This is a genomic window from Streptomyces sp. NPDC006733, from assembly GCF_040636125.1.
Lineage (GTDB): Bacteria > Actinomycetota > Actinomycetes > Streptomycetales > Streptomycetaceae > Actinacidiphila.
The window spans coordinates 20,403-40,077 of sequence record NZ_JBEYJD010000029.1; the positions used below are offsets into that span (position 1 = coordinate 20,403).

General features: G+C 73.0%; 22 protein-coding genes. 16 read left to right on the forward strand and 6 right to left on the reverse strand.

Annotation, left to right across the window (positions count from 1 at the left end):
* Positions 1 to 95: 95 nt before the first annotated feature.
* Complete coding sequence (locus ABZ721_RS24715) at positions 96 to 1,664, reverse strand: oxidoreductase (RefSeq protein ID WP_358790864.1); 1,569 nt, start codon at positions 1,662 to 1,664, stop codon at positions 96 to 98.
* Positions 1,665 to 1,793: 129 nt separating this feature from the next.
* On the opposite strand from ABZ721_RS24715, the gene hisD reads away from it, so the two are divergent.
* The 8 genes from hisD (at position 1,794) to hisF (ending at position 7,572) form a co-directional block, all read left to right on the forward strand.
* Positions 1,794 to 3,110: a histidinol dehydrogenase gene (gene hisD, locus ABZ721_RS24720; protein WP_358790865.1), complete on the forward strand. Its 1,317-nt coding sequence runs from the start codon at positions 1,794 to 1,796 to the stop codon at positions 3,108 to 3,110.
* Positions 3,107 to 4,222, forward strand: coding sequence for a histidinol-phosphate transaminase (locus ABZ721_RS24725; protein WP_358790866.1), 1,116 nt, complete (start codon positions 3,107 to 3,109; stop codon positions 4,220 to 4,222). Before hisD ends, ABZ721_RS24725 begins: the two co-directional genes overlap by 4 nt.
* Positions 4,219 to 4,812 (forward strand): imidazoleglycerol-phosphate dehydratase HisB, encoded by a 594-nt coding sequence (hisB, locus tag ABZ721_RS24730; protein WP_138356934.1) that lies wholly within the window; start codon positions 4,219 to 4,221, stop codon positions 4,810 to 4,812. Before ABZ721_RS24725 ends, hisB begins: the two co-directional genes overlap by 4 nt.
* A complete protein-coding gene (locus tag ABZ721_RS24735) occupies positions 4,809 to 4,961 on the forward strand; it encodes a hypothetical protein (RefSeq protein WP_277437734.1) in 153 nt (50 codons plus the stop codon). Before hisB ends, ABZ721_RS24735 begins: the two co-directional genes overlap by 4 nt.
* Positions 4,962 to 4,971: 10 nt before the next feature.
* Positions 4,972 to 5,607: an imidazole glycerol phosphate synthase subunit HisH gene (gene hisH / locus ABZ721_RS24740; RefSeq protein WP_358790867.1), complete on the forward strand. Its 636-nt coding sequence runs from the start codon at positions 4,972 to 4,974 to the stop codon at positions 5,605 to 5,607.
* 77 nt (positions 5,608 to 5,684) lie between these two features.
* On the forward strand, positions 5,685 to 6,416 hold the full coding sequence (gene priA, locus ABZ721_RS24745; protein WP_358790868.1) for a bifunctional 1-(5-phosphoribosyl)-5-((5-phosphoribosylamino)methylideneamino)imidazole-4-carboxamide isomerase/phosphoribosylanthranilate isomerase PriA: 732 nt from the start codon (positions 5,685 to 5,687) through the stop codon (positions 6,414 to 6,416).
* On the forward strand, positions 6,413 to 6,820 hold the full coding sequence (locus tag ABZ721_RS24750) for a Rid family hydrolase (protein WP_358790869.1): 408 nt from the start codon (positions 6,413 to 6,415) through the stop codon (positions 6,818 to 6,820). The genes priA and ABZ721_RS24750 overlap by 4 nt, the downstream gene beginning before the upstream one ends.
* Positions 6,817 to 7,572, forward strand: coding sequence for an imidazole glycerol phosphate synthase subunit HisF (gene hisF, locus ABZ721_RS24755; RefSeq protein ID WP_358790870.1), 756 nt, complete (start codon positions 6,817 to 6,819; stop codon positions 7,570 to 7,572). Before ABZ721_RS24750 ends, hisF begins: the two co-directional genes overlap by 4 nt.
* A 19-nt stretch (positions 7,573 to 7,591) precedes the next feature.
* Here hisF and ABZ721_RS24760 read toward each other — a convergent pair whose 3' ends face one another.
* The 3 genes from ABZ721_RS24760 to ABZ721_RS24770 are packed head-to-tail and all read right to left on the reverse strand — an operon-like array spanning position 7,592 to position 10,984.
* A complete protein-coding gene (locus ABZ721_RS24760; RefSeq protein ID WP_358790871.1) occupies positions 7,592 to 8,335 on the reverse strand; it encodes a succinate dehydrogenase/fumarate reductase iron-sulfur subunit in 744 nt (247 codons plus the stop codon).
* The gene (locus ABZ721_RS24765) at positions 8,332 to 10,278 is read right to left on the reverse strand and encodes a fumarate reductase/succinate dehydrogenase flavoprotein subunit (RefSeq protein ID WP_358790872.1); all 1,947 of its coding nucleotides are present in this window, start codon (positions 10,276 to 10,278) and stop codon (positions 8,332 to 8,334) included. Before ABZ721_RS24765 ends, ABZ721_RS24760 begins: the two co-directional genes overlap by 4 nt.
* A 1-nt stretch (position 10,279) precedes the next feature.
* Entirely contained in the window at positions 10,280 to 10,984 is a 705-nt protein-coding gene (locus ABZ721_RS24770) for a succinate dehydrogenase cytochrome b subunit (protein WP_358790873.1), read from the reverse strand.
* A gap of 95 nt (positions 10,985 to 11,079) precedes the next feature.
* Here ABZ721_RS24770 and ABZ721_RS24775 point away from each other — a divergent pair, with 95 nt between their 5' ends.
* Positions 11,080 to 11,967, forward strand: coding sequence for a LysR substrate-binding domain-containing protein (locus ABZ721_RS24775; protein WP_358790874.1), 888 nt, complete (start codon positions 11,080 to 11,082; stop codon positions 11,965 to 11,967).
* A gap of 21 nt (positions 11,968 to 11,988) precedes the next feature.
* Here ABZ721_RS24775 and ABZ721_RS24780 read toward each other — a convergent pair whose 3' ends face one another.
* Complete coding sequence (locus ABZ721_RS24780; protein WP_358790875.1) at positions 11,989 to 12,621, reverse strand: TIGR03085 family metal-binding protein; 633 nt, start codon at positions 12,619 to 12,621, stop codon at positions 11,989 to 11,991.
* Positions 12,622 to 12,654: 33 nt separating this feature from the next.
* A complete protein-coding gene (locus tag ABZ721_RS24785) occupies positions 12,655 to 13,551 on the reverse strand; it encodes a hypothetical protein (protein WP_358790876.1) in 897 nt (298 codons plus the stop codon).
* A gap of 135 nt (positions 13,552 to 13,686) precedes the next feature.
* Here ABZ721_RS24785 and hisI point away from each other — a divergent pair, with 135 nt between their 5' ends.
* The 7 genes from hisI (at position 13,687) to ABZ721_RS24820 (ending at position 19,613) form a co-directional block, all read left to right on the forward strand.
* Positions 13,687 to 14,061, forward strand: coding sequence for a phosphoribosyl-AMP cyclohydrolase (gene hisI, locus ABZ721_RS24790; protein WP_358790877.1), 375 nt, complete (start codon positions 13,687 to 13,689; stop codon positions 14,059 to 14,061).
* 106 nt (positions 14,062 to 14,167) lie between these two features.
* A complete protein-coding gene (locus ABZ721_RS24795) occupies positions 14,168 to 14,467 on the forward strand; it encodes a hypothetical protein (protein WP_358790878.1) in 300 nt (99 codons plus the stop codon).
* A complete protein-coding gene (locus tag ABZ721_RS24800) occupies positions 14,464 to 15,114 on the forward strand; it encodes a hypothetical protein (RefSeq protein WP_358790879.1) in 651 nt (216 codons plus the stop codon). The genes ABZ721_RS24795 and ABZ721_RS24800 overlap by 4 nt, the downstream gene beginning before the upstream one ends.
* Positions 15,111 to 16,934, forward strand: a complete 1,824-nt coding sequence (locus ABZ721_RS24805) for a hypothetical protein (RefSeq protein WP_358790880.1) — start codon at positions 15,111 to 15,113, stop codon at positions 16,932 to 16,934. The genes ABZ721_RS24800 and ABZ721_RS24805 overlap by 4 nt, the downstream gene beginning before the upstream one ends.
* Positions 16,931 to 17,299: a hypothetical protein gene (locus ABZ721_RS24810; protein WP_358790881.1), complete on the forward strand. Its 369-nt coding sequence runs from the start codon at positions 16,931 to 16,933 to the stop codon at positions 17,297 to 17,299. Before ABZ721_RS24805 ends, ABZ721_RS24810 begins: the two co-directional genes overlap by 4 nt.
* Positions 17,296 to 17,979, forward strand: coding sequence for a hypothetical protein (locus tag ABZ721_RS24815; protein WP_358790882.1), 684 nt, complete (start codon positions 17,296 to 17,298; stop codon positions 17,977 to 17,979). Before ABZ721_RS24810 ends, ABZ721_RS24815 begins: the two co-directional genes overlap by 4 nt.
* Positions 17,980 to 18,089: 110 nt before the next feature.
* The gene (locus tag ABZ721_RS24820; protein WP_358790883.1) at positions 18,090 to 19,613 is read left to right on the forward strand and encodes an anthranilate synthase component I; all 1,524 of its coding nucleotides are present in this window, start codon (positions 18,090 to 18,092) and stop codon (positions 19,611 to 19,613) included.
* The last annotated feature ends 62 nt before the right edge of the window (positions 19,614 to 19,675 follow it).

The window sequence follows — 19,675 nt, forward strand, 5'->3', positions numbered from 1 at the left end:
CGTGCTGCTCCGGTCGCCGGACGGGGTGCTTTCGCCGCGCAAGCTTCACCGGTCGCCCGCGCCGTCCTGATTTCGACCCGCCCGCCGCCGCCCGCTCACCCCCTGCGCAGCAGCCGCGAGGCGCCCGCCGCGACCGTGGTGGCCAGGATCCAGCCCAGCAGGACGAGGACGGCCGCCGCCCACTGCCCCCCGCCGGCCGGGTTCCAGGCACTGTCCTGGCCCAGGTCGATGACGGGCAGCAGCAGGTCCAGCGCGTACAGCGGCGCGCTCCAGTGCGGGGACCCGTCGGCGCTGAGCGGGGGCGGCGCGTGCAGGGTGAAGAACGCCGTGCCGACCGCCCACAGCACCGCCATCCACACCGCGGCCCGGCCCGGCCGGTAGCCGTACCCGACGGTGACGTCCTGGAGGTACCCCCAGACCCGCCCCGCCGGCGGCAGCACCTCGCGGCGCCGCCGCTGCTTGGCGAGCAGCACCTCGCGGGCCTCGGAGTCCTCGCCGCCCGCGCGCAGCGCCGCGGCGAGGTGCTCGTACGGCTCCGGGCTGTACTCGGGCGTGGCGGCGGCGAGCCACGCGATGCGCTCGCGTATCGGGAACGCCGCCGCGGGACTGAGCGTGGTGTAGCTGAAGCCCGCCAGGTCCAGGCCGCCGGACTCCGGCCAGCTCTGCCGGGTGTCGGTGAGGTTGCCCACCCGGGCGCCCGCCAGCGACACGGAGCCGGTCGGCGGCTGGCCGAGGGTGAAGCGCAGCTCCGGCGTCTGGATCCGGCGCAGCGACAGCTGCTGGTTGCCGGTGAGCCGGAACCGCGCCCGGGTGATGATCACCGCGTTGCCGAACCGGCCGTCGTCCAGCCGGACCGCGCCGGTGCAGCTGAAGTTGCGGGTCCGCACCCCGGCGGGCGGGGTCCCGCCGATGTCGCTGCCGGTCGCGATCCACCCCGCGCTCAGGTACAGGGTGTGCTCGACGGTGACCCGCGCCGCGTTCAGCGCGTAGCGGCCGTAGGGGTTGTGCAGCAGGCTGCCGCGCAGGCTCAGCCGGCCGCCGATCCGGGCGCTGCGCAGGCTGATCTCGCCGGTGGCGTGCATCAGCTCGGCCTCGACGTCCTGGGCGACGCTCAGCCCGTCGGCGGCGATCGCCCGCCCGTGCCGGTCGCGGCCCACCGTGAGCTGGTTGAGCAGCAGGTCGGTGCCGATGTGCGCGTCGGTGAGCCGGATCCCGCCCTCGATGGTGCACTGGGGCAGGTGCAGGTCACCGGTGGTGGTCAGGCGCGCCGCCTCCAGGCGGGGGATCGAGCAGTGCACCATGCGCAGCGTCGTGAACTGGCACTCGGGCAGCAGGATCTGCTGGTCGAAGTGGCAGTCGTGCAGCTCCACGTACGGGGTGACCTGGCCGCCCGACAGGTTCAGCTGGCCGCTGATCCGGGCCCCGGAGAGCTTGACGCACGCGACGCGCCCGGGCTCGGCGGGCGGGCCGTCCAGCAGCAGCGTGGCGATCACCTCGGCGCGCACCGTCCGCTCCGGACCCCAGGGCCGGTCGGTGGCCGGGTCGTCCCGCTCGGGAATGCCGGTCCGTAAATCCTGCACGACCCCGCGGCGGTAGGCGGTCCACAGGTCCCGCTCGGCCTGGGTCCAGTTCTCCGGCGCCCCGATCCCCGACCCCTCGGCCACCGCGTCCCTCCCGATTCCCCGCCGCACCGCGCGACAGGGGAACGGTATCGGGGGGAGATCGTTCCGCGGGACGTATCAGGGAGTGGAACCGGAGAACGGCCGAGAACAGCGTTCTCTACACTTGACAGGGTGATCTCCCGAATCGACCTGCGCGGTGCCGCCTTCCCCGAGGGCGGCATCGACCGCGACCTGCTGCCCCGTGCCGAACTCGACGTCGAGGCCGCCCTGAACCAGGTGCGGCCCATCTGCGAGGACGTACGCCATCGGGGGACCGCGGCGCTGATCGAGTACGCGCGGAAGTTCGACGGCGTCACCCTGGAGCGCGTCCGGGTGCCCGCCGAGGCGCTGGCGACCGCCCTGGCGGAGCTGGACCCGAAGATCCGCGCGGCCCTGGAGGAGTCCATCCGCCGGGCCCGGATCGTCCACCGCGAGCAGCGACGCACCGACAACACCGTCCAGGTCGTACCCGGCGGCACGGTCACCGAGCGCTGGGTGCCGGTCGAGCGCGTCGGGCTGTACGTGCCGGGCGGACTGGCCGCCTACGCGTCGTCTGTGGTCATGAACGTGGTCCCGGCGCAGGAGGCCGGCGTCGAGGGCATCGCCGTCTCGTCGCCCCCGCAGAAGGACTTCGGCGGCCTGCCCAACCCGACGATCCTCGCCGCCTGCGCCCTGCTCGGGGTGGACGAGGTGTACGCCGCCGGCGGCGCCCAGGCCATCGCGATGTTCGCGTACGGCACCGAGGAGTGCCGCCCGGTCAACCTGGTCACCGGCCCCGGCAACATCTACGTCGCCTCGGCGAAGCGGCTGCTCAAGGGCCGGATCGGCATCGACGCCGAGGCCGGTCCCACCGAGATCGCCGTCCTCGCCGACGCCACCGCCGACCCGGTGCACGTCGCCGCCGACCTGATCAGCCAGGCCGAGCACGACACCCTGGCGGCGGCCGTGCTGGTCACCACCTCGGTGGAGCTGGCCGAGCGGGTCGAGAAGGAGCTGACCGCCCAGGTCGCCGACACCAAGCACCACGAGCGCATCCGGACCGCGCTGGCCGGCCGGCAGTCGGCCGTGGTGCTGGTCGACACGATCGACCAGGGCCTCGCCGTCGTCGACGCCTACGGTGCGGAGCACCTGGAGATCCAGACCGCGGACGCCGCCGCCGTCGCCGCCCGGGTCCGCAACGCGGGCGCGATCTTCGTCGGCGCCTACGCCCCCGTCTCGCTCGGCGACTACTGCGCGGGCTCCAACCACGTCCTGCCGACCGGCGGCTGCGCCTGCCACTCCTCGGGCCTGTCCGTGCAGTCCTTCCTGCGCGGCATCCACGTCGTGGACTACAGCCGCGACGCCCTGGCCGAGGTCACCCACCACGTGGTGACGCTCGCCGACGCGGAGGACCTGCCCGCGCACGGCGCCGCGCTGCGCGCGCGCTTCGACTGGCAGGTGCCGCAGTGACCGGCGGACGGATCGGCATCGACGACCTGCCCATCCGGGACGAGCTGCGCGGCCAGACCCCGTACGGCGCCCCCCAGCTCGACGTGCCCGTCCGGCTGAACACCAACGAGAACCCGTACCCGCTGCCCGAGGCCCTCGTGCGGCGGATCGGCGAGCGCGTCACCGAGGCCGCCCGGGAGCTGAACCGCTACCCGGACCGGGACGCGGTGGAGCTGCGCACCGAGCTGGCCGCGTACCTCGGCCGCACCACCGGCCACCGGGTCTCCCGGGAGCAGGTGTGGGCGGCCAACGGCTCCAACGAGGTCATCCAGCAGCTGCTGCAGACCTTCGGCGGCCCCGGGCGCAGCGCGATCGGCTTCGAGCCCTCGTACTCGATGCACGCGCTGATCTCGCGCGGCACCGGCACCGAGTGGATCTCCGGCCCGCGCCGCGAGGACTTCACCATCGACGTGGGCGCCGCGGCGGCGGAGATCGCCGCCCGCCGGCCCGACGTGGTCTTCGTCTGCTCGCCGAACAACCCCACCGGCACGGCGGTCGCGGCCGAGACCGTGCTGGCCCTCTACGAGGCCGCGCAGGCCGCGAAGCCGTCGCTGGTCGTCGTGGACGAGGCGTACGTCGAGTTCTCGCACCGGCCGTCGCTGCTGCCGCTCATCGAGGGCCGGCCGAACCTGGTGGTCAGCCGGACGATGTCGAAGGCGTTCGGCGCGGCGGGCCTGCGGCTGGGCTACCTCGCCGCGGACCCGGCCGTCGTGGACGCCGTCCAGCTGGTGCGCCTGCCCTACCACCTGTCCGCCGTCACCCAGGCCACCGCGCTCGCCGCGCTGGAGCACACCGATACGCTGCTGGGGTACGTCGCGCAGCTCAAGGCCGAGCGGGACCGCCTGGTCACCGAGTTGCGCGCGCTGGGCTGCGAGGTCACCGACTCGGACGCGAACTTCGTGCAGTTCGGCCGGTTCGCGGACAGCCACGCCGCCTGGCAGGCGATCCTCGACCGCGGTGTCCTCGTCCGCGACAACGGTGTACCGGGATGGCTGCGGGTCACCGCGGGCACCCCGGAGGAGAACGACGCGTTCCTGGACGCGGTTCGCGCAATGCTGAAGGAGACCGTATGACCCGCGTGGGCCGTGTGGAACGCACCACCAAGGAGACGTCCGTCGTCGTCGAGATCGACCTGGACGGCCGGGGCGACGTCTCCGTCTCGACCGGTGTCGGGTTCTACGACCACATGCTCGACCAGCTGGGCCGCCACGGACTCTTCGACCTGTCGGTCAAGACCGAGGGCGACCTGCACATCGACACCCACCACACCATCGAGGACACCGCCCTCGCGCTCGGCGCCGCCTTCCGGCAGGCGCTCGGCGACAAGGTCGGCATCTACCGCTTCGGCAACTGCACGGTGCCGCTGGACGAGTCCCTCGCCCAGGTGACCGTGGACCTGTCGGGCCGCCCGTACCTGGTGCACACCGAGCCCGAGAACATGGCCCCCATGATCGGCTCGTACGACACGACGATGACCCGGCACATCCTGGAGTCCTTCGTCGCGCAGGCGCAGATCGCCCTGCACGTCCACGTCCCGTACGGGCGCAACGCGCACCACATCGTGGAGTGCCAGTTCAAGGCGCTGGCCCGCGCCCTGCGGTACGCCTCCGAGCGTGACCCGCGCGCGGCCGGCATCCTCCCCTCGACCAAGGGCGCACTGTGAACACCGCATCGACCGTCTACATCGTCCTCGGGCTCTTCCTCGCCGGCGGCGTCTACTCCTTCTGGAAGCAGAAGCTCCCGACGGGCGTCATCGTCCTGCTCGGCATCGGCGCCCTCATGGCGTTCGGTGCCGGCGTGATGTCGCTGTAGGGGGGCCGCCATGAGCAAGAGCGTGGTTGTCCTCGACTACGGGTTCGGCAACGTCCGCTCGGCCGAGCGCGCGCTGGCGCACGTCGGCGCCGACGTCGAGATCACCAGCGACTTCGACCGGGCCATGAACGCCGACGGGCTGCTGGTGCCCGGCGTCGGGGCGTTCGAGGCCTGCATGGCCGGGCTGAAGTCGGTGCGCGGTGAGTGGATCATCGGCCGGCGGCTGTCCGGCGGCCGGCCCGTGATGGGGATCTGCGTCGGCATGCAGATCCTGTTCGCGCGCGGCGTGGAGCACGGCACCGAGACCGAGGGCTGCGACGAGTGGCCCGGCACGGTCGAACCGCTGCGCGCCCCGATCGTCCCGCACATGGGCTGGAACACCGTGAAGGCGCCCGAGGACAGCCGGCAGTTCGCCGGCCTCGACGCCGACGCGCGCTTCTACTTCGTGCACTCGTACGCGGTGCGGGAGTGGGAGCTGGAGGTCACCAACCCCCACATCCGCTCCCCGAAGGTCACCTGGGCCACGCACGGCGAGCCGTTCGTCGCCGCCGTGGAGAACGGCCCGCTGTGGGCCACCCAGTTCCACCCCGAGAAGTCCGGTGACGCCGGTGCCCAGCTGCTGACCAACTGGCTCGACCACCTCTAGGCCTCGGCCGGACCTCGGCCGGACCCCGACCGCTCCAGACCCCGACCGCCTCCGGAACCTCTAGGACGTCATCTCCCATGGCTACGAACCGCCTCGAACTCCTTCCCGCCGTCGACGTCCGTGACGGCCAGGCCGTCCGCCTCGTCCACGGCGAGTCCGGCTCCGAGACGTCCTACGGCGACCCGCTGGCCGCCGCCCTCGCCTGGCAGCAGGCGGGCGCCGAGTGGCTGCACCTGGTGGACCTGGACGCGGCCTTCGGCACCGGTGACAACCGGGCGCGGATCGCCGAGGTCGCCGGCTCGATGGACATCAAGGTCGAGCTGTCCGGCGGCATCCGCGACGACGCCTCGCTCGCCGCGGCCCTCGCCACCGGCTGTACCCGCGTCAACCTCGGCACTGCCGCCCTGGAGACGCCCGAGTGGGTCGCCAAGGTCATCGCCGAGTTCGGCGACCGCATCGCGGTCGGCCTGGACGTGCGCGGCACCACGCTGCGCGGCCGCGGCTGGACCCGCGACGGCGGCGACCTGTACGAGACGCTCGCCCGGCTGGACTCCGAGGGGTGCGCCCGGTACGTCGTCACCGACATCGCCAAGGACGGCACGCTGCAGGGCCCCAACCTGGAACTGCTGAAGAACGTGTGCGCCGCCACCGACAGGCCCGTCGTCGCCTCCGGCGGCGTCTCGTCGCTGGACGACCTGCGGGCGATCGCCACGTTGGTGCCCGAAGGTGTCGAAGGCGCCATCGTGGGCAAGGCCCTTTACGCCAAGGCATTCACCTTGGAAGAGGCGCTGGAGGCCGTTTCCCGATGACCGATTCCCCCGCAGTACGCCGCGTGCAGTCCGACCACAGCCCCTGGGAGGAAGCGATGGGCTTCGCCCGTGCCGTCGCGGCCGGCGACCGGGTCATCGTCGCCGGCACCATGCCGCTGGTCGGTGGCGTGGTGCGGGGCGAGGGCAGCCCGTACGAGCAGGCGCTGCTCGCCTTCAACAACGCGATCGCCGCCCTGGAGCCCTTCGGCCTGGCGGCGGACAGCGTCGTCCGCACCCGGATGTACCTCAGCCACGCCCGGGACGCGGAGGACGTCGGCCGCGCCCACAAGGAGCTGTTCGACGCGGTGCGGCCGGCCGCGACGATGGTCGTCGTCAACGGCTTCGTCGACTCGCGGGTGCTGGTCGAGGTCGAGGTCGAAGCGTATCGAGGAGCCCCTGAATGACCCTCGCGGTCCGAGTCATCCCCTGCCTGGACGTGGACAACGGCCGGGTCGTCAAGGGCGTCAACTTCCAGAACCTGCGGGACGCGGGCGACCCCGTGGAGATGGCGAAGCTCTATGACGCCGAGGGCGCCGACGAGCTGACGTTCCTGGACATCACCGCCTCCTCGGGCGACCGGGAGACCACCTACGACGTGGTGCGCCGCACCGCCGAGCAGGTCTTCATCCCGCTCACCGTCGGCGGCGGCGTCCGGGCGGCCGACGACGTCGACAAGCTGCTGCGGGCCGGCGCCGACAAGGTCGGCGTCAACACCGCCGCCATCGCCCGCCCGGAGCTGATCCGGGAGATCGCCGAGCGGTTCGGCCGGCAGGTGCTCGTGCTCTCCGTCGACGCCCGGCGCAACGAGTCCGGCGGCTTCGAGGTCACCACGCACGGCGGCCGGCGCGGCACCGGCATCGACGCCGTCGAGTGGGCGCACCGCGCCGCGGAGCTGGGCGCGGGGGAGATCCTGCTGAACTCGATGGACGCCGACGGCACCAAGGACGGCTACGACCTCGACATGATCGAGGCCGTCCGCAAGCACGTCACCGTCCCCGTCATCGCCTCCGGCGGCGCCGGCCGGCTCGCCGACTTCGCCCCCGCGGTGGCGGCGGGCGCCGACGCGGTACTGGCGGCGTCGGTCTTCCACTTCGGGGACCTGCGCATCGGGGACGTCAAGGACGCGCTGCGCGAGGCCGGGCACCCGGTCCGCTGATACCTGGGCGGGCGCCGCCTCAGCGGCCCTTGGCCAGCGCCCGCAGGTACTCGCGGTTCATCGCCGCGATCGACGGCAGCGGGATGCCCTTCGGGCAGGCGGTGGCGCACTCGCCGGTGTTGGTGCAGCCGCCGAAGCCCTCGGCGTCCATCGTCCCGACCATGTCCAGCACCCGCGACTCACGCTCGGGCGCGCCCTGCGGCAGCACGTTGAGGTGGACGACCTTGGCCGCGGTGAAGAGCATCGCCGAGCCGTTGGGGCAGGCCGCCACGCAGGCGCCGCAGCCGATGCACTCGGCGTGCTCGAAGGCGGTGTCGGCGACCGGCTTGGGCACCGCGGTGGCGTGCGCCTCGGGGGCGGCGCCGGTGGGCGCGGTGATGTAGCCGCCGGAGCCGATGATGCGGTCGAAGGCGGACCGGTCGACGACGAGGTCCTTGACGACCGGGAAGGCGGCGGCCCGCCACGGCTCGACGTCGACGGTGTCGCCGTCGGCGAAGTGCCGCATGTGCAGCTGGCAGGTGGTGGTCCGCTCGGGCCCGTGCGCCCGGCCGTTGATGACCATGCCGCAGGCGCCGCAGATGCCCTCGCGGCAGTCGTGGTCGAACGCGACGGGCTCGTCGCCGGCGAGGATCAGCTCCTCGTTCAGGTGGTCCAGCATCTCCAGGAACGACATGTCGGCGGAGATGCCGGTGACGTCGTAGGCGGTCATCCGGCCCGGCTCGTCGGGGCCGGACTGCCGCCAGATGCGCAGGGTCAGGTTCACGCGTAGCTCCGCTGGGTGGGGTGGACGTGGTCGAAGACGAGCTCTTCGCGGTGCAGGACGGGGGCGCGGCCGACCCCGGTGAACTCCCAGGCCGCGGCGTACGCGAAGTTCTCGTCGTCGCGGGCGGCCTCGCCGTCCGGGGTCTGGCTCTCCTCGCGGAAGTGCCCGCCGCACGACTCGGCACGGTGCAGGGCGTCCAGGCACATCAGCTCGGCGAGCTCCAGGTGGTCGGCGATGCGGTTGGCCTGCTCCAGGCACTGGTTGAGGTCGGCGCCGGAGCCGGGGACCTTCACCCGGCGCCAGAACTCGTCGCGCAGCTGCGGGATGCGGTCCAGCGCCTTGCGCAGCCCGGCCTCGGTGCGCGCCATGCCGCACTCGTCCCAGAGCAGTTCGCCCAGTTCGCGGTGGAAGGACTCGGGGGTGCGGTCGCCGTCCACGGCGAGCAGCAGGTTGAGCCGGTCCTCGGTGTCGGCGACGGCCTCGGCGACCGCCGGGTGCTCCGGGTCCACGGTGTCGTGCGGCTGCCGCGCCAGGTAGTCGTTGAGGGTGGCCGGCAGGACGAAGTAGCCGTCGGCCAGGCCCTGCATGAGGGCGCTGGCGCCGAGCCGGTTGGCGCCGTGGTCGGAGAAGTTGGCCTCGCCGATGGCGAAGAGGCCGGGCACGGTGGTCTGCAGGTCGTAGTCGACCCACAGGCCGCCCATCGTGTAGTGGATCGCGGGGTAGATCCGCATGGGGACGGTGTACGGGTCCTCGGCGGTGATCCGCTCGTACATCTCGAAGAGGTTGCCGTACCTCTCCTCGACGGCCCCGCGGCCCAGCCTGCCGATGGCGTCGGCGAAGTCCAGGTAGACGCCCTGGCCGCCGGGGCCGACGCCGCGCCCCTCGTCGCAGACGTTCTTGGCGGCGCGCGAGGCGATGTCGCGGGGCACCAGGTTGCCGAACGCCGGGTAGATCCGCTCCAGGTAGTAGTCCCGCTCGTCCTCGGGGATCGTGTTCGGCGGGCGCTCGTCGCCGCGCACCTTCGGGACCCAGATCCGGCCGTCGTTGCGCAGCGACTCGCTCATCAGCGTCAGCTTCGACTGGTGGTCGCCGGAGCGCGGGATGCAGGTGGGGTGGATCTGGGTGAAGCACGGGTTGGCGAAGTACGCGCCGCGCCGGTGGGCCCGCCAGATGGCGGTGGCGTTGGAGTTCTTGGCGTTGGTCGACAGGTGGAAGACGTTGCCGTAGCCGCCGGAGGCGAGCACGACCGCGTCCGCGAAGTAGGTGTCGATCCGCCCGGTGACCAGGTCGCGGGCGACGATGCCGCGCGCCCGGCCGTCGACCACGATCAGGTCGAGCATCTCGGTCCGCGCGTGCATCTCGACGCTGCCGGCCGCGATCTGCCGGCTGAGCGCCTGGTACGCGCCGAGCAGCAGCTGCTGGCCGGTCTGGCCGCGGGCGTAGAAGGTGCGCGAGACCTGGACGCCGCCGAACGAGCGGGTGTCGAGCAGGCCGCCGTACTCGCGGGCGAACGGCACGCCCTGCGCGACGCACTGGTCGATGATCTCCACCGACACCTGGGCGAGGCGGTGCACGTTGGACTCGCGGGCGCGGAAGTCGCCGCCCTTGACGGTGTCGTAGAACAGCCGCCGCACCGAGTCGCCGTCGTTGCGGTAGTTCTTGGCCGCGTTGATGCCGCCCTGCGCGGCGATGGAGTGCGCCCTGCGGGGCGAGTCCTGGTAGCAGAACTGCACGACGTGGTAGCCCTGTTCGGCCAGCGTGGCGCCGGCCGCGCCGCCGGCCAGCCCGGTGCCGACCACGATGACGGTGTGGCGGCGGCGGTTGGCCGGGTTGACCAGCTTCGCCTCGAAGCGGCGGCGGTCCCAGCGCTCCTCGATCGGGCCGTCGGGGGCCCGGGTGTCGGCGACGGGTGCGCCGGTGGTCCACTGCGGGTAGTCGGTCATGTCAGCTCACGACTCCAGTCATGACGGCAATGGGTACGGCGATGAATCCGCAGGTCAGGACGAGCGCCAGGACGTTGGCCACGGCTTTGAGCGCCCGGGTGCGCCGGGCGTCGGCGGCGCCGAGGGTCTGCGCGGCGCTCCAGAAGCCGTGCCGGATGTGCAGGCCCAGCGCGAGCATCGCCACGATGTAGAACACGTCGGCGTACCAGTTGCGGAAGTCCGCGACGATGTTCTCGTAGGGGTGGTGCGCCTGGCCGCGCGGATTCACCGTCAGCGTCGTCAGGTCCAGGATGTGCCAGACGATGAAGAGCGCGAGGATCACCCCGCCCCAGCGCATGGTGCGGGTGGCGTAGCTCGCGCGCTGCCGCCGGTGGACGTACTTCGCGGGCCTCGCGGCCCGGTCCAGCCGGCTGAGCTGGTACGCGGCGACGCCGTGCAGCACGACGGCCGCCAGCAGCCCGGCCCGCACCAGCCACAGGAACCAGCCGTGGTGCAGCACCGGCTCGCCGATGGTGCGCAGCCAGCCCGCGTAGCCGTTGAAGTCCGCGGAACCGAAGAAGATCTTCAGATTGCCGAGCATGTGCGCGACCAGGTACAGCAGCATCGCCACCCCGGTGACCGCCATGACCGCCTTCTTGCCGACGGTGGAGCGCCACAGGGCCGCCGCGGGGGACGGTCGCCGTTCGGTACGTGTCGCCAGAGCCATGGGAAGGACGGTAGATCCGGTCATCGACATTCGTCCAAGACATGATCCGGCTGCTTTCCATAGTCAATGACTATGCAGCGGCCTACGCTGGACCCATGCAGCTGAACCAGCTCCAGTACTTCGCCGCCGTCGCGGACCTGCGGCACTTCACCCGCGCCGCCGAGAGCGTCCACGTGGCCCAGCCGTCGCTGTCGCAGCAGATCCGGGCGCTGGAGCGGGAGCTGGGCGCCGAGCTGTTCCACCGCGCCCGGGGCCACATCACCCTCACCGACGCGGGGGAGGCCCTGCTGCCGCTGGCCCGCCGCATCCTGGCCGACGCCGAGACCGCGCGCCGCGAGGTCCAGGAGGTGGTGCAGCTCCGGCGCGGCCGGGTACGGCTGGGGGCGCCGCCGAGCCTGTGCGCCAGCCTGGTGCCCGACGTCCTCAAGGACTTCCACCGGCGCTACCCCGGGGTCGACCTGGTGGTGCACGAGGACGGCTCGCAGGACCTCGTGCGGGTGCTGGCCGCGGGCGAGCTCGACCTCGCGCTGATCATCACCCCGCTGCCCGTCCAGGCCCCCGCCCTGGCCACCGAGGAGCTGCTGCGCGAGGAGCTGGTGGTGGTCTCGGCACCGTCCGAGCCCGCCCCGGAGCACCGCGGCGGCCTGCGCATCGAGGACCTGCGCGGCCTCCCGCTGGTGATGTTCCGCCGCGGCTACGACCTGCGGGAGCACACCCTCGCGGCCTGCCGGGCGGCCGGCTTCGAGCCGGCCTTCTCCGTCGAGGGCGGCGAGATGGACGCGGTCCTCGGCTTCGTCCGCGCGGGCCTGGGCCGCGCGGTGGTCCCCAGCATGGTCGCGGAGCGCTCGGGCCTGCGCGTCACCCCGTTCGCCCCCCCGGGCCTGCACCGCACCATCTCCGTCGCCCACCGCGGCGACGTCTCCCCACCCCGCGCCGCCCGCGAACTCCGCCGCATCCTCCTGGAGGCCACCCGCGACCGCTGACGGGACGCGGCGGGACCGGGGCTACAGGCCGAGGTCGGCCTCGTAGAGCTTCGCCACCGCGGTCTTGTCGCCCTCGGTCTCGACGCGGGCCGCGTCCTGGCGGCCGAAGGCGAAGAGGGTCAGTTCGCCCGGCTCGCCGGTGACCGTCACGACCGGCGTGCCCTTGTGGGCGACGGCGGTCTGGCCGTCGGGGCGGCGCAGGACCAGGCCGACGGGGGACTTGCGGCCCGCCACCCGGGCCATGCGCTCCAGGCGCTTCCACAGGGTGTCGGAGAAGACGCCGTCCAGCTCGCGCGGGGTCCAGTCCGGCTGGGCGCGGCGGACGTCCTCGGCGTGGACGAAGAACTCGACGGTGTTGGCCGCCTCGTCGATCTGCTTGAGGGCGAAGGGCGACATCCGCGGTGGCCCCGTGCGGATCAGCTGCACCAGCTCTTCGAAGGGCTTGCCCGCGAACTCCCGCCGTACGCGCTCCATTCGGGCCGCGAGCTGCGGGATCACGATCCCTGCCGCCGCGTCGCTGCGGCGTTCGCGGACGACGACGTGTGCGGCCAGGTCCCGGGCGGTCCAGCCCTCGCAGAGGGTCGGGGCACCCGCCCCGGCGTTCTCGAGCAGATCGGCGAGGAGCAGACGTTCACGCTGCGCATGAGTCGACATGACGCCAGGTTAGGTCCACCCCTCGCCGCACGGCTACGGCAGGGCCTTCTGGAGCTTCTTCCCGTCGACCTTGTTGCTCAGGGTCAGCGAGCAGGAGATCGTGTCCTTCTTCTGGATCTGGTACGTCATGAGCGACGGGTAGAGCGCGTAGTAGTAGTACGTCTTCCCGTCGGCCGGGATGCGGGCGAGACGCTTCTTGGCGTCCGGCTCGCAGAGCTTGAGCACCTTGGTCTGGAGCTCGGACTCGGTGGTGAAGGTGCCGGTCAGGGTCTCGTTCGCGACGACCTCGCCGTCGTGCGGCGAGCTGCACGAGCGGGTCGTGACGACGGACACGCTGCTGTCCAGGCCCGGGTGGTCGAAGCACTTGCCGGGGCTCAGCACGACGTACGGCACCAGGTCCGACGTCGGGGCGCTGGTGGTGGGCAGGCCCGTGGTCGGCAGGTCGGTGGGGATGTCGAGCGTCGGCAGGTCGGTCGGCAGCGTCACCGTGGGCGTCGGGAACGCGGAGCTGGACGAGGACGAGCTGGTGCTCGCGAGCACGTCCGGCTTCTTGTCGCCGTCACCGCCGGTGGCCAGGACGATGCCACCGATGATCGCTCCGACCACGACGACCGCGCCGATCGCGATCGCCACGTTCCGGCCGTTGTTGTTGCCGCCGCCGGGAGGCGGCGGATAGCCGCCGCCCTGCGGGTAGCCGTAGCCGCCACCGGGAGGAGCCGGCGGTCCGGGGGGCCCGGGCGGGCCGTAGCCGCCCTGGCCCTGGCCGCCCTGCGGATACCCGTAACCGCCCTGGCCGCCTTGCGGATAGCCGTAGCCGCCGTCACCCGGCGGAGGAGGTGGTGTCGGCGGACCAAAGTTCTGCGGCGGACCGAAGCCGCCACCTTGCCCTGGTGGCGGCTGACCGTTCGGCGGAGGCGGAGGAAAACCCATGCACGCAGGATGCCCCATACGGGTGACAACGGCGAGCGACTAGGGAATCAAGGTCGGGGGAAGTGCCGTGTTTCGCACCGAACACCCCTTTTGGAATGCGCGAAACGTGATAAGTGGCGGCTGCACAATAGAGGCATGCCCGACACCTCCGCTACGCCGCCCGCCTCCGCGCTCGACCCGGCCGTGGCCGCCCGCCTCAAGCGCACCGCCGACGGCCTGGTGCCCGCCATCGCCCAGCAGTACGACACCGGCGAGGTGCTGATGCTCGGCTGGATGGACGACGAGGCGCTGCACCGCACCCTGACCACCGGCCGGTGCACGTACTGGAGCCGCAGCCGCGGCGAGTACTGGGTCAAGGGCGACACCTCGGGGCACGTCCAGCACGTCAAGTCCGTCGCCCTGGACTGCGACGGCGACACCCTGCTCGTCAAGGTCGACCAGACCGGTGCCGCCTGCCACACCGGCGACCGCACCTGTTTCGACGCCGACCCGCTGCCGCTGGGCCCCTGACCCGTCCCCGTCCCCGGCCGCGTCCCCGATCGCGTCCCGCCGACCGGAGCGGACACTTCCGGCCACTGTGGCAAGCTGTCGGTCCGCGGACCGACGGGAGGGCTCGATGACGGACCTGGGATACGACCTGGGGGCGCTGGACGCGTTCACCGGGCAGCTCGACCGGATCAAGCGGGGGCTCGAAACCAGCCACTCGGTGATCGACTCCTTCGACTCCGACTACGGCGACGGCCGGGTCCGCGACGCGATGCACCACTTCGAGAAGCGCTGGCGCGACGGCCGCGGCCACGTGGAGAACACGGCCGGCGTCCTGTCCTCCATGGTCACCGAGGCCGTGAAGGCCTACGCCAAGGTCGACGAGGACCTCGCGAAGCAGCTGCGCGACGGCACGAAGGCGGAGCGGTGAGCGGCCCCCGGCTCGACACCGGCGTCGGCTACACCCTGCGGGTGCCCGGCAGCTGGTTCGAGGTCGACGTCCGCCCCGCGACCCGCGCCGCCTCCGCGGCCGACCTCGTCAACAGCCGCCTCACCGACCTGCCCGAGCTGCGCGAGCGCCGCTCCGACATCGTCCGGCTGCTGCGCAACCAGGCGGCCGCCGCCTGGAACGCCGGCGCCGTCTACTGCGCGGTCATGGCGGAGACGGTCGCGGACGGGCTGCTGCCCGCCTGCGTCACCGTCTCCTTCGTCGCCGGACCCGTCGACGCGAGCAGCGACGCCGAGGACCGGCTGTCGCCGCTGCTCGCACCGCTCACGGCGCGGACGGCGAAGGCCGAGGGCGACCCCTGGACCGAGCTGTCCACCGTCGACCTGCCGGAGGCCGGGCCCGCCGCCCGCAGCCAGGGGATCGAGGACATCGAGGACGAGTCGGGCCGTCCGCTGCGCGTCGTGTCGATGCAGACCTTCGTCCCGCTGCGGGACGTCAACCGCGTCGCCGTCGTCTCGTGCAGCAGCCCCGCCGTGGAGGTGGCGCCCGCGCTGCTCGACGTCTTCGACGCCGTCACCTCGACGTTCCGCCTGTTCCGCGCCACCGACCTGGTGGAGGGCGCGAAGTGAGCCGCCCCACCGACTGGCACGTCCTGGACCTGCACGAGGACCCCACCCCGGGGGACGTCTTCCGGATCCGCCAACTCGCCACCGGCACGCGCCGGATCGCCGACGACGCGGAGGCCGCGTCCCGCAACGTCCGGGCGCTGGCCGGCGACCACGCGACGATGACCTGGGTCGGCGCCGCCGGCGACGTCTTCAAGGAGGCGATCGGCAAGTTCCCCGGGCAGCTCGACAAGGTCGCGCACTCCCACCACCTGGCCGCCGACGCGCTGGACGGGTACGCGACGTCGCTGGACTCGGCGCAGAGCCAGGCGGACCGGGCGCTGGCCCAGGGCCGGCAGGTCTACGACCAGGTGAAGAGCCTGCACGCGCAGCTCGTCACCGCCAACGGCTCGCTCACCACCCTGGACAAGGCGGCCCCGCCGCCCGACCCCGACCAGGTCAAGGAGCAGGCCCGCAAGCACACCGCCGCCCAGGGCCAGGTCACCTCCCTGCAGTCGCAGCTCAGCGGTCCGCAGGCGCAGCTCGACGCCGCCAAGCGGCTCGCCGGGCAGGCGGCGGAGCTGCGCTCCGGCGCCGCCGACACCGCGAGCAGGAAGCTGCACGAGGCCGCCGACGCGGGCATCCCGCCGGACTCGTTCTGGCACAAGCTCGGGGACCTCGCCGCCAAGGCGTGGAACGGCCTCATCGTCGTCGCGAAGATCGTCGTCGCGGTCGGCGGGATCATCGCGCTGATCATCGGCGGCCCGATCGCCTGGATCGTCTTCGCGGCGGCGCTGCTGGTGCTCGCGGACACCATCGCCAAGTACACCCAGGGGAAAGCGACCCTGTGGGACGTGGCCCTGGCCGCGCTGAGCTGCATCCCCATGACGAAGGGCCTGACCTCGCTGGGCGCGCTCAAGGGCGCCTTCGCCGCCGAGGGGCTGGTCGGCGTGGGCAGCCACCTGCTGGGCGCCGGCTGGGGTGCGGTCAAGGGCATCGGCACCGGCGCGATGGCCCTGTGGAAGGTCCGCTCGGCCATCCCGGGCCTGCTGCGCGCCCTGCCGTTCACCGCGCTGGGCAAGCTGACGTCGATGGCCACCGAGCTGCGGTACGGCGCCTCGGGCGCGCTGACCGGCTTCGGCGCCGGCTTCGGCGACGGCGCGGGCTTCTTCGGCTCGTTCCGCTCCAGCCTCTCCGAGGGCCTGCAGGGCTGGCGCGGCGGCACCCAGGCCGCGTCGGAACTGCCGTCGCAGGGGGCGCGCGCCTGGCAGGGCTCGGGCGGCTACCCGGGCATCGACGTGTGGCACGACACCGTCATCGCGGCTGGCACCAACGCCGAGGCGCTGCACCCGCGCATCACCGGCTTCGCGATGCCGGAGGGGACGATGGCGGCGCTGGGCAACGACTCCGCCGAGATCAGCAAGGGGGTCCAGGTGGGGCCGTCGGACCTCAACGCGTACATCCACCACGAGTACCGGACCGAGGGCGTCACCCTGCACTTCAACTCCGACGTGCCGGCGGCCGGCGCCCACGCGAACGCCAACCCGCAGTTCGGCGGGGGCGGCCTGCCGCAGTACTTCATCCCCGACGTGATGACGCACATCGACTCCGGCGCCATCTCGGTCATCGACCACAGCGGCAACGTCCTGCCGGTCGCGCCGAACGGCATCGCCACCGTCGGCCCCGGCCAGAACATCCCGCTGCGCAACTTCGACCTGCCCTCCGGCTCCCCGATCCTGACCAACAACCAGACCGCCGCCACCGCCGCGGGCGGGGTCACCGTCGTCGGCGGGATCACCCGCGGCTCGGTGTACGGCTCCCAGCTCACGGCGCCCGGCCGATGAGCGCCGGAGCACCGGACGGCGGCCGGGTGCGGATCGCGGCCTCCGGCACGCGGGAGAACCCGCACGCGCACCTCGATCCCGTGGTGGCGGCGGAGCTGTCCTGGGGGAACCGGATCGCGAAGGACTGGCACATCGCCGACCCGCACTTCGGGGACTGGCTGCTCGTTCTTGCGGAGCCCTTCCACGTGGAGCGGCTCCGGCAGGCGTTCGCCTTCCCCGGCACCATCCGGCTCGGCACCTACGCGCGGCGCTCGGACGGCTCCGGCGGCGTGCGCATGTGCCTGGGCGACCAGCTGAACCTGCTGGGCATCGAGGCGCCGCTGCCCGCGGACCTGCCCGCCGTCAACGCGGAGATCGAGCTGTGAGCGAACAACCCGACCCGAACGGCGGGCCGATCGAGGTCTCCCCGCTGCTCTACCGGCTGGCCGACAGCATCGTGCTGATCGGCGTGCGCACCGGTGACCGCGGCCCCGAACCGCTCTACACGGACGTCTCCGGGACGCTGTGCGCGGTGGCGTACACCGACCCCGACGAGATCCGGCGCGACCTGCCCGACGGCTACCGCCTCTTCCAGATCACCGTGCCCGAGCTGCTGGCCCAACTGCCGCCCGCGGCGGGGCTGATCGTCAACCCGCGGGCCGCCTCGCCGATCCACGTGGCCGCCGACGAGCGGGACGTCGTGATCGCGGCCGGCCGGCCGTTCCCGGCGGGCGCGTTCATCAAGGTCAAGGCGAGCGCCGACGCGCAGCCCCGGCTGCTGGCCGCCGTGCTGCCGCGGCTCGCGGCCCTGCCCGCGGTGCGCCGGCTCTTCCTCACGCGCTACCGCGTGGCGGACGCCCGGGAGAAGATCCTGGCGGTCTACGAGGTCGACGGCACCCCGGGCGCGGACGAGGCCGCCGCGGACGCGGTCACGGCCGCCGCCGCCGAGATCGCCCTCGCCGACCCGATGCAGGTCGTGGCCCTCGGCGACGTGCCCGAGGAGCTGCGCGCGGTCGTCCTCGCCGACGTCGATCCCGCCTGGGTCCGGGCCGAACCGCCGGGCTGAGCCGCGGTCCGGGTCGCGACCCGAGCGGCGGCCCGCGCCGCCGGGCCGGGCAGCGGGGTTGGGCGGCAGGGCTGGGCGGGCGTCCCCCGCCCGCCCATTACGCTGCCGCTATGACCACCGCTACTGTCGCGCCCGACCTCGAGACGTTCCGCAAACTGGCGGGTGACCGCCGGGTGATCCCCGTCAGCCGGAGGCTGCTCGCGGACGGCGACACCCCGGTCGGCCTGTACCGCAAACTCGCGGGCGAGCGGCCGGGGACGTTCCTGCTGGAGTCGGCGGAGAACGGCCGCTCCTGGTCCCGGTACTCCTTCGTCGGGGTGCGCAGCGCCGCGACGCTGACCGAGCGCGACGGCCAGGCGCACTGGCAGGGCACCCCGCCGGTGGGCGTGCCGACCGGCGGCGACCCGCTGGAGGCGCTGCGGGCCACCGTCGAGGCCCTGCACACCCCGCGCGACCTGCACGCGGGCGGCGCGCTGCCGCCGTTCACCGGCGGGATGGTCGGGTACCTCGGCTACGACGTGGTGCGCCGCCTGGAGAAGATCGGCGAGCACGGCGAGGACGAACTGCGGCTGCCCGAGCTGACGATGCTGCTCACCTCGGACCTGGCGGTGCTCGACCACTGGGACGGCAGCGTGCTGCTGATCGCGAACGCGATCAACCACAACGACCTGGACACCGGCATCGACGAGGCGTACGCCGACGCCGTCGCCCGGCTGGACGCGATGGCGGCCGACCTGGCCCGGCCCAGCGCGTCGGCCGCCGTCGAGCTGCCCGCCTCGCGGCTGCCGGAGTTCACCGGGCGCTGGGGCTCGGCGGCCTACCAGGCGGCCGTCGAGGACATCAAGGAGCGGATCCGGGCCGGCGAGGCGTTCCAGGTGGTGCCCTCGCAGCGGTTCGAGACCCCCTGCCCGGCGAGCGCGCTGGACGTCTACCGGGTGCTGCGGGCGACCAACCCGAGCCCGTACATGTACCTGTTCCGCTTCGACGGCTTCGACGTCGTGGGCTCCAGCCCCGAGGCGCTGGTCAAGGTCGAGGACGGCCGGGCGCTGGTGCACCCGATCGCCGGCACCCGGCCGCGCGGCGCCACCCCGCAGGAGGACGCGGCGCTGGGGGAGGAGCTGATGGCCGACCCCAAGGAGCGCGCCGAGCACCTGATGCTGGTCGACCTCGGCCGCAACGACCTGGGGCGCGTGTGCGAGCCGGGCAGCGTCGAGGTGGTGGACTTCATGTCCGTCGAGCGCTACAGCCACGTCATGCACATCGTCTCGACCGTCACCGGCCGGGTGGCCGAGGGCCGCACCGCCTTCGACGTGCTGACGGCCTGCTTCCCGGCGGGCACGCTCTCGGGCGCGCCCAAGCCGCGCGCCATGCAGATCATCGACGAGCTGGAGCCGGTCCGCCGCGGCCTGTACGGCGGCTGCGTCGGCTATCTGGACTTCGCCGGCGACTCCGACACCGCGATCGCCATCCGCACCGCGCTGCTGCGCGACGGCACGGCCTACGTCCAGGCGGGCGCCGGCGTCGTCGCCGACTCGGACCCGGTCGCCGAGGACACCGAGTGCCGCAACAAGGCGGCGGCGGTACTGCGCGCGGTGGCGACCGCGAGCCGGCTGCACGGCGGTACCGGCGGCTGAGTGCGGGAACGCGAAGGGCGGGGCGGCCCGGTCGGGCCGCCCCGCCCCGCTTCACGGAGCCG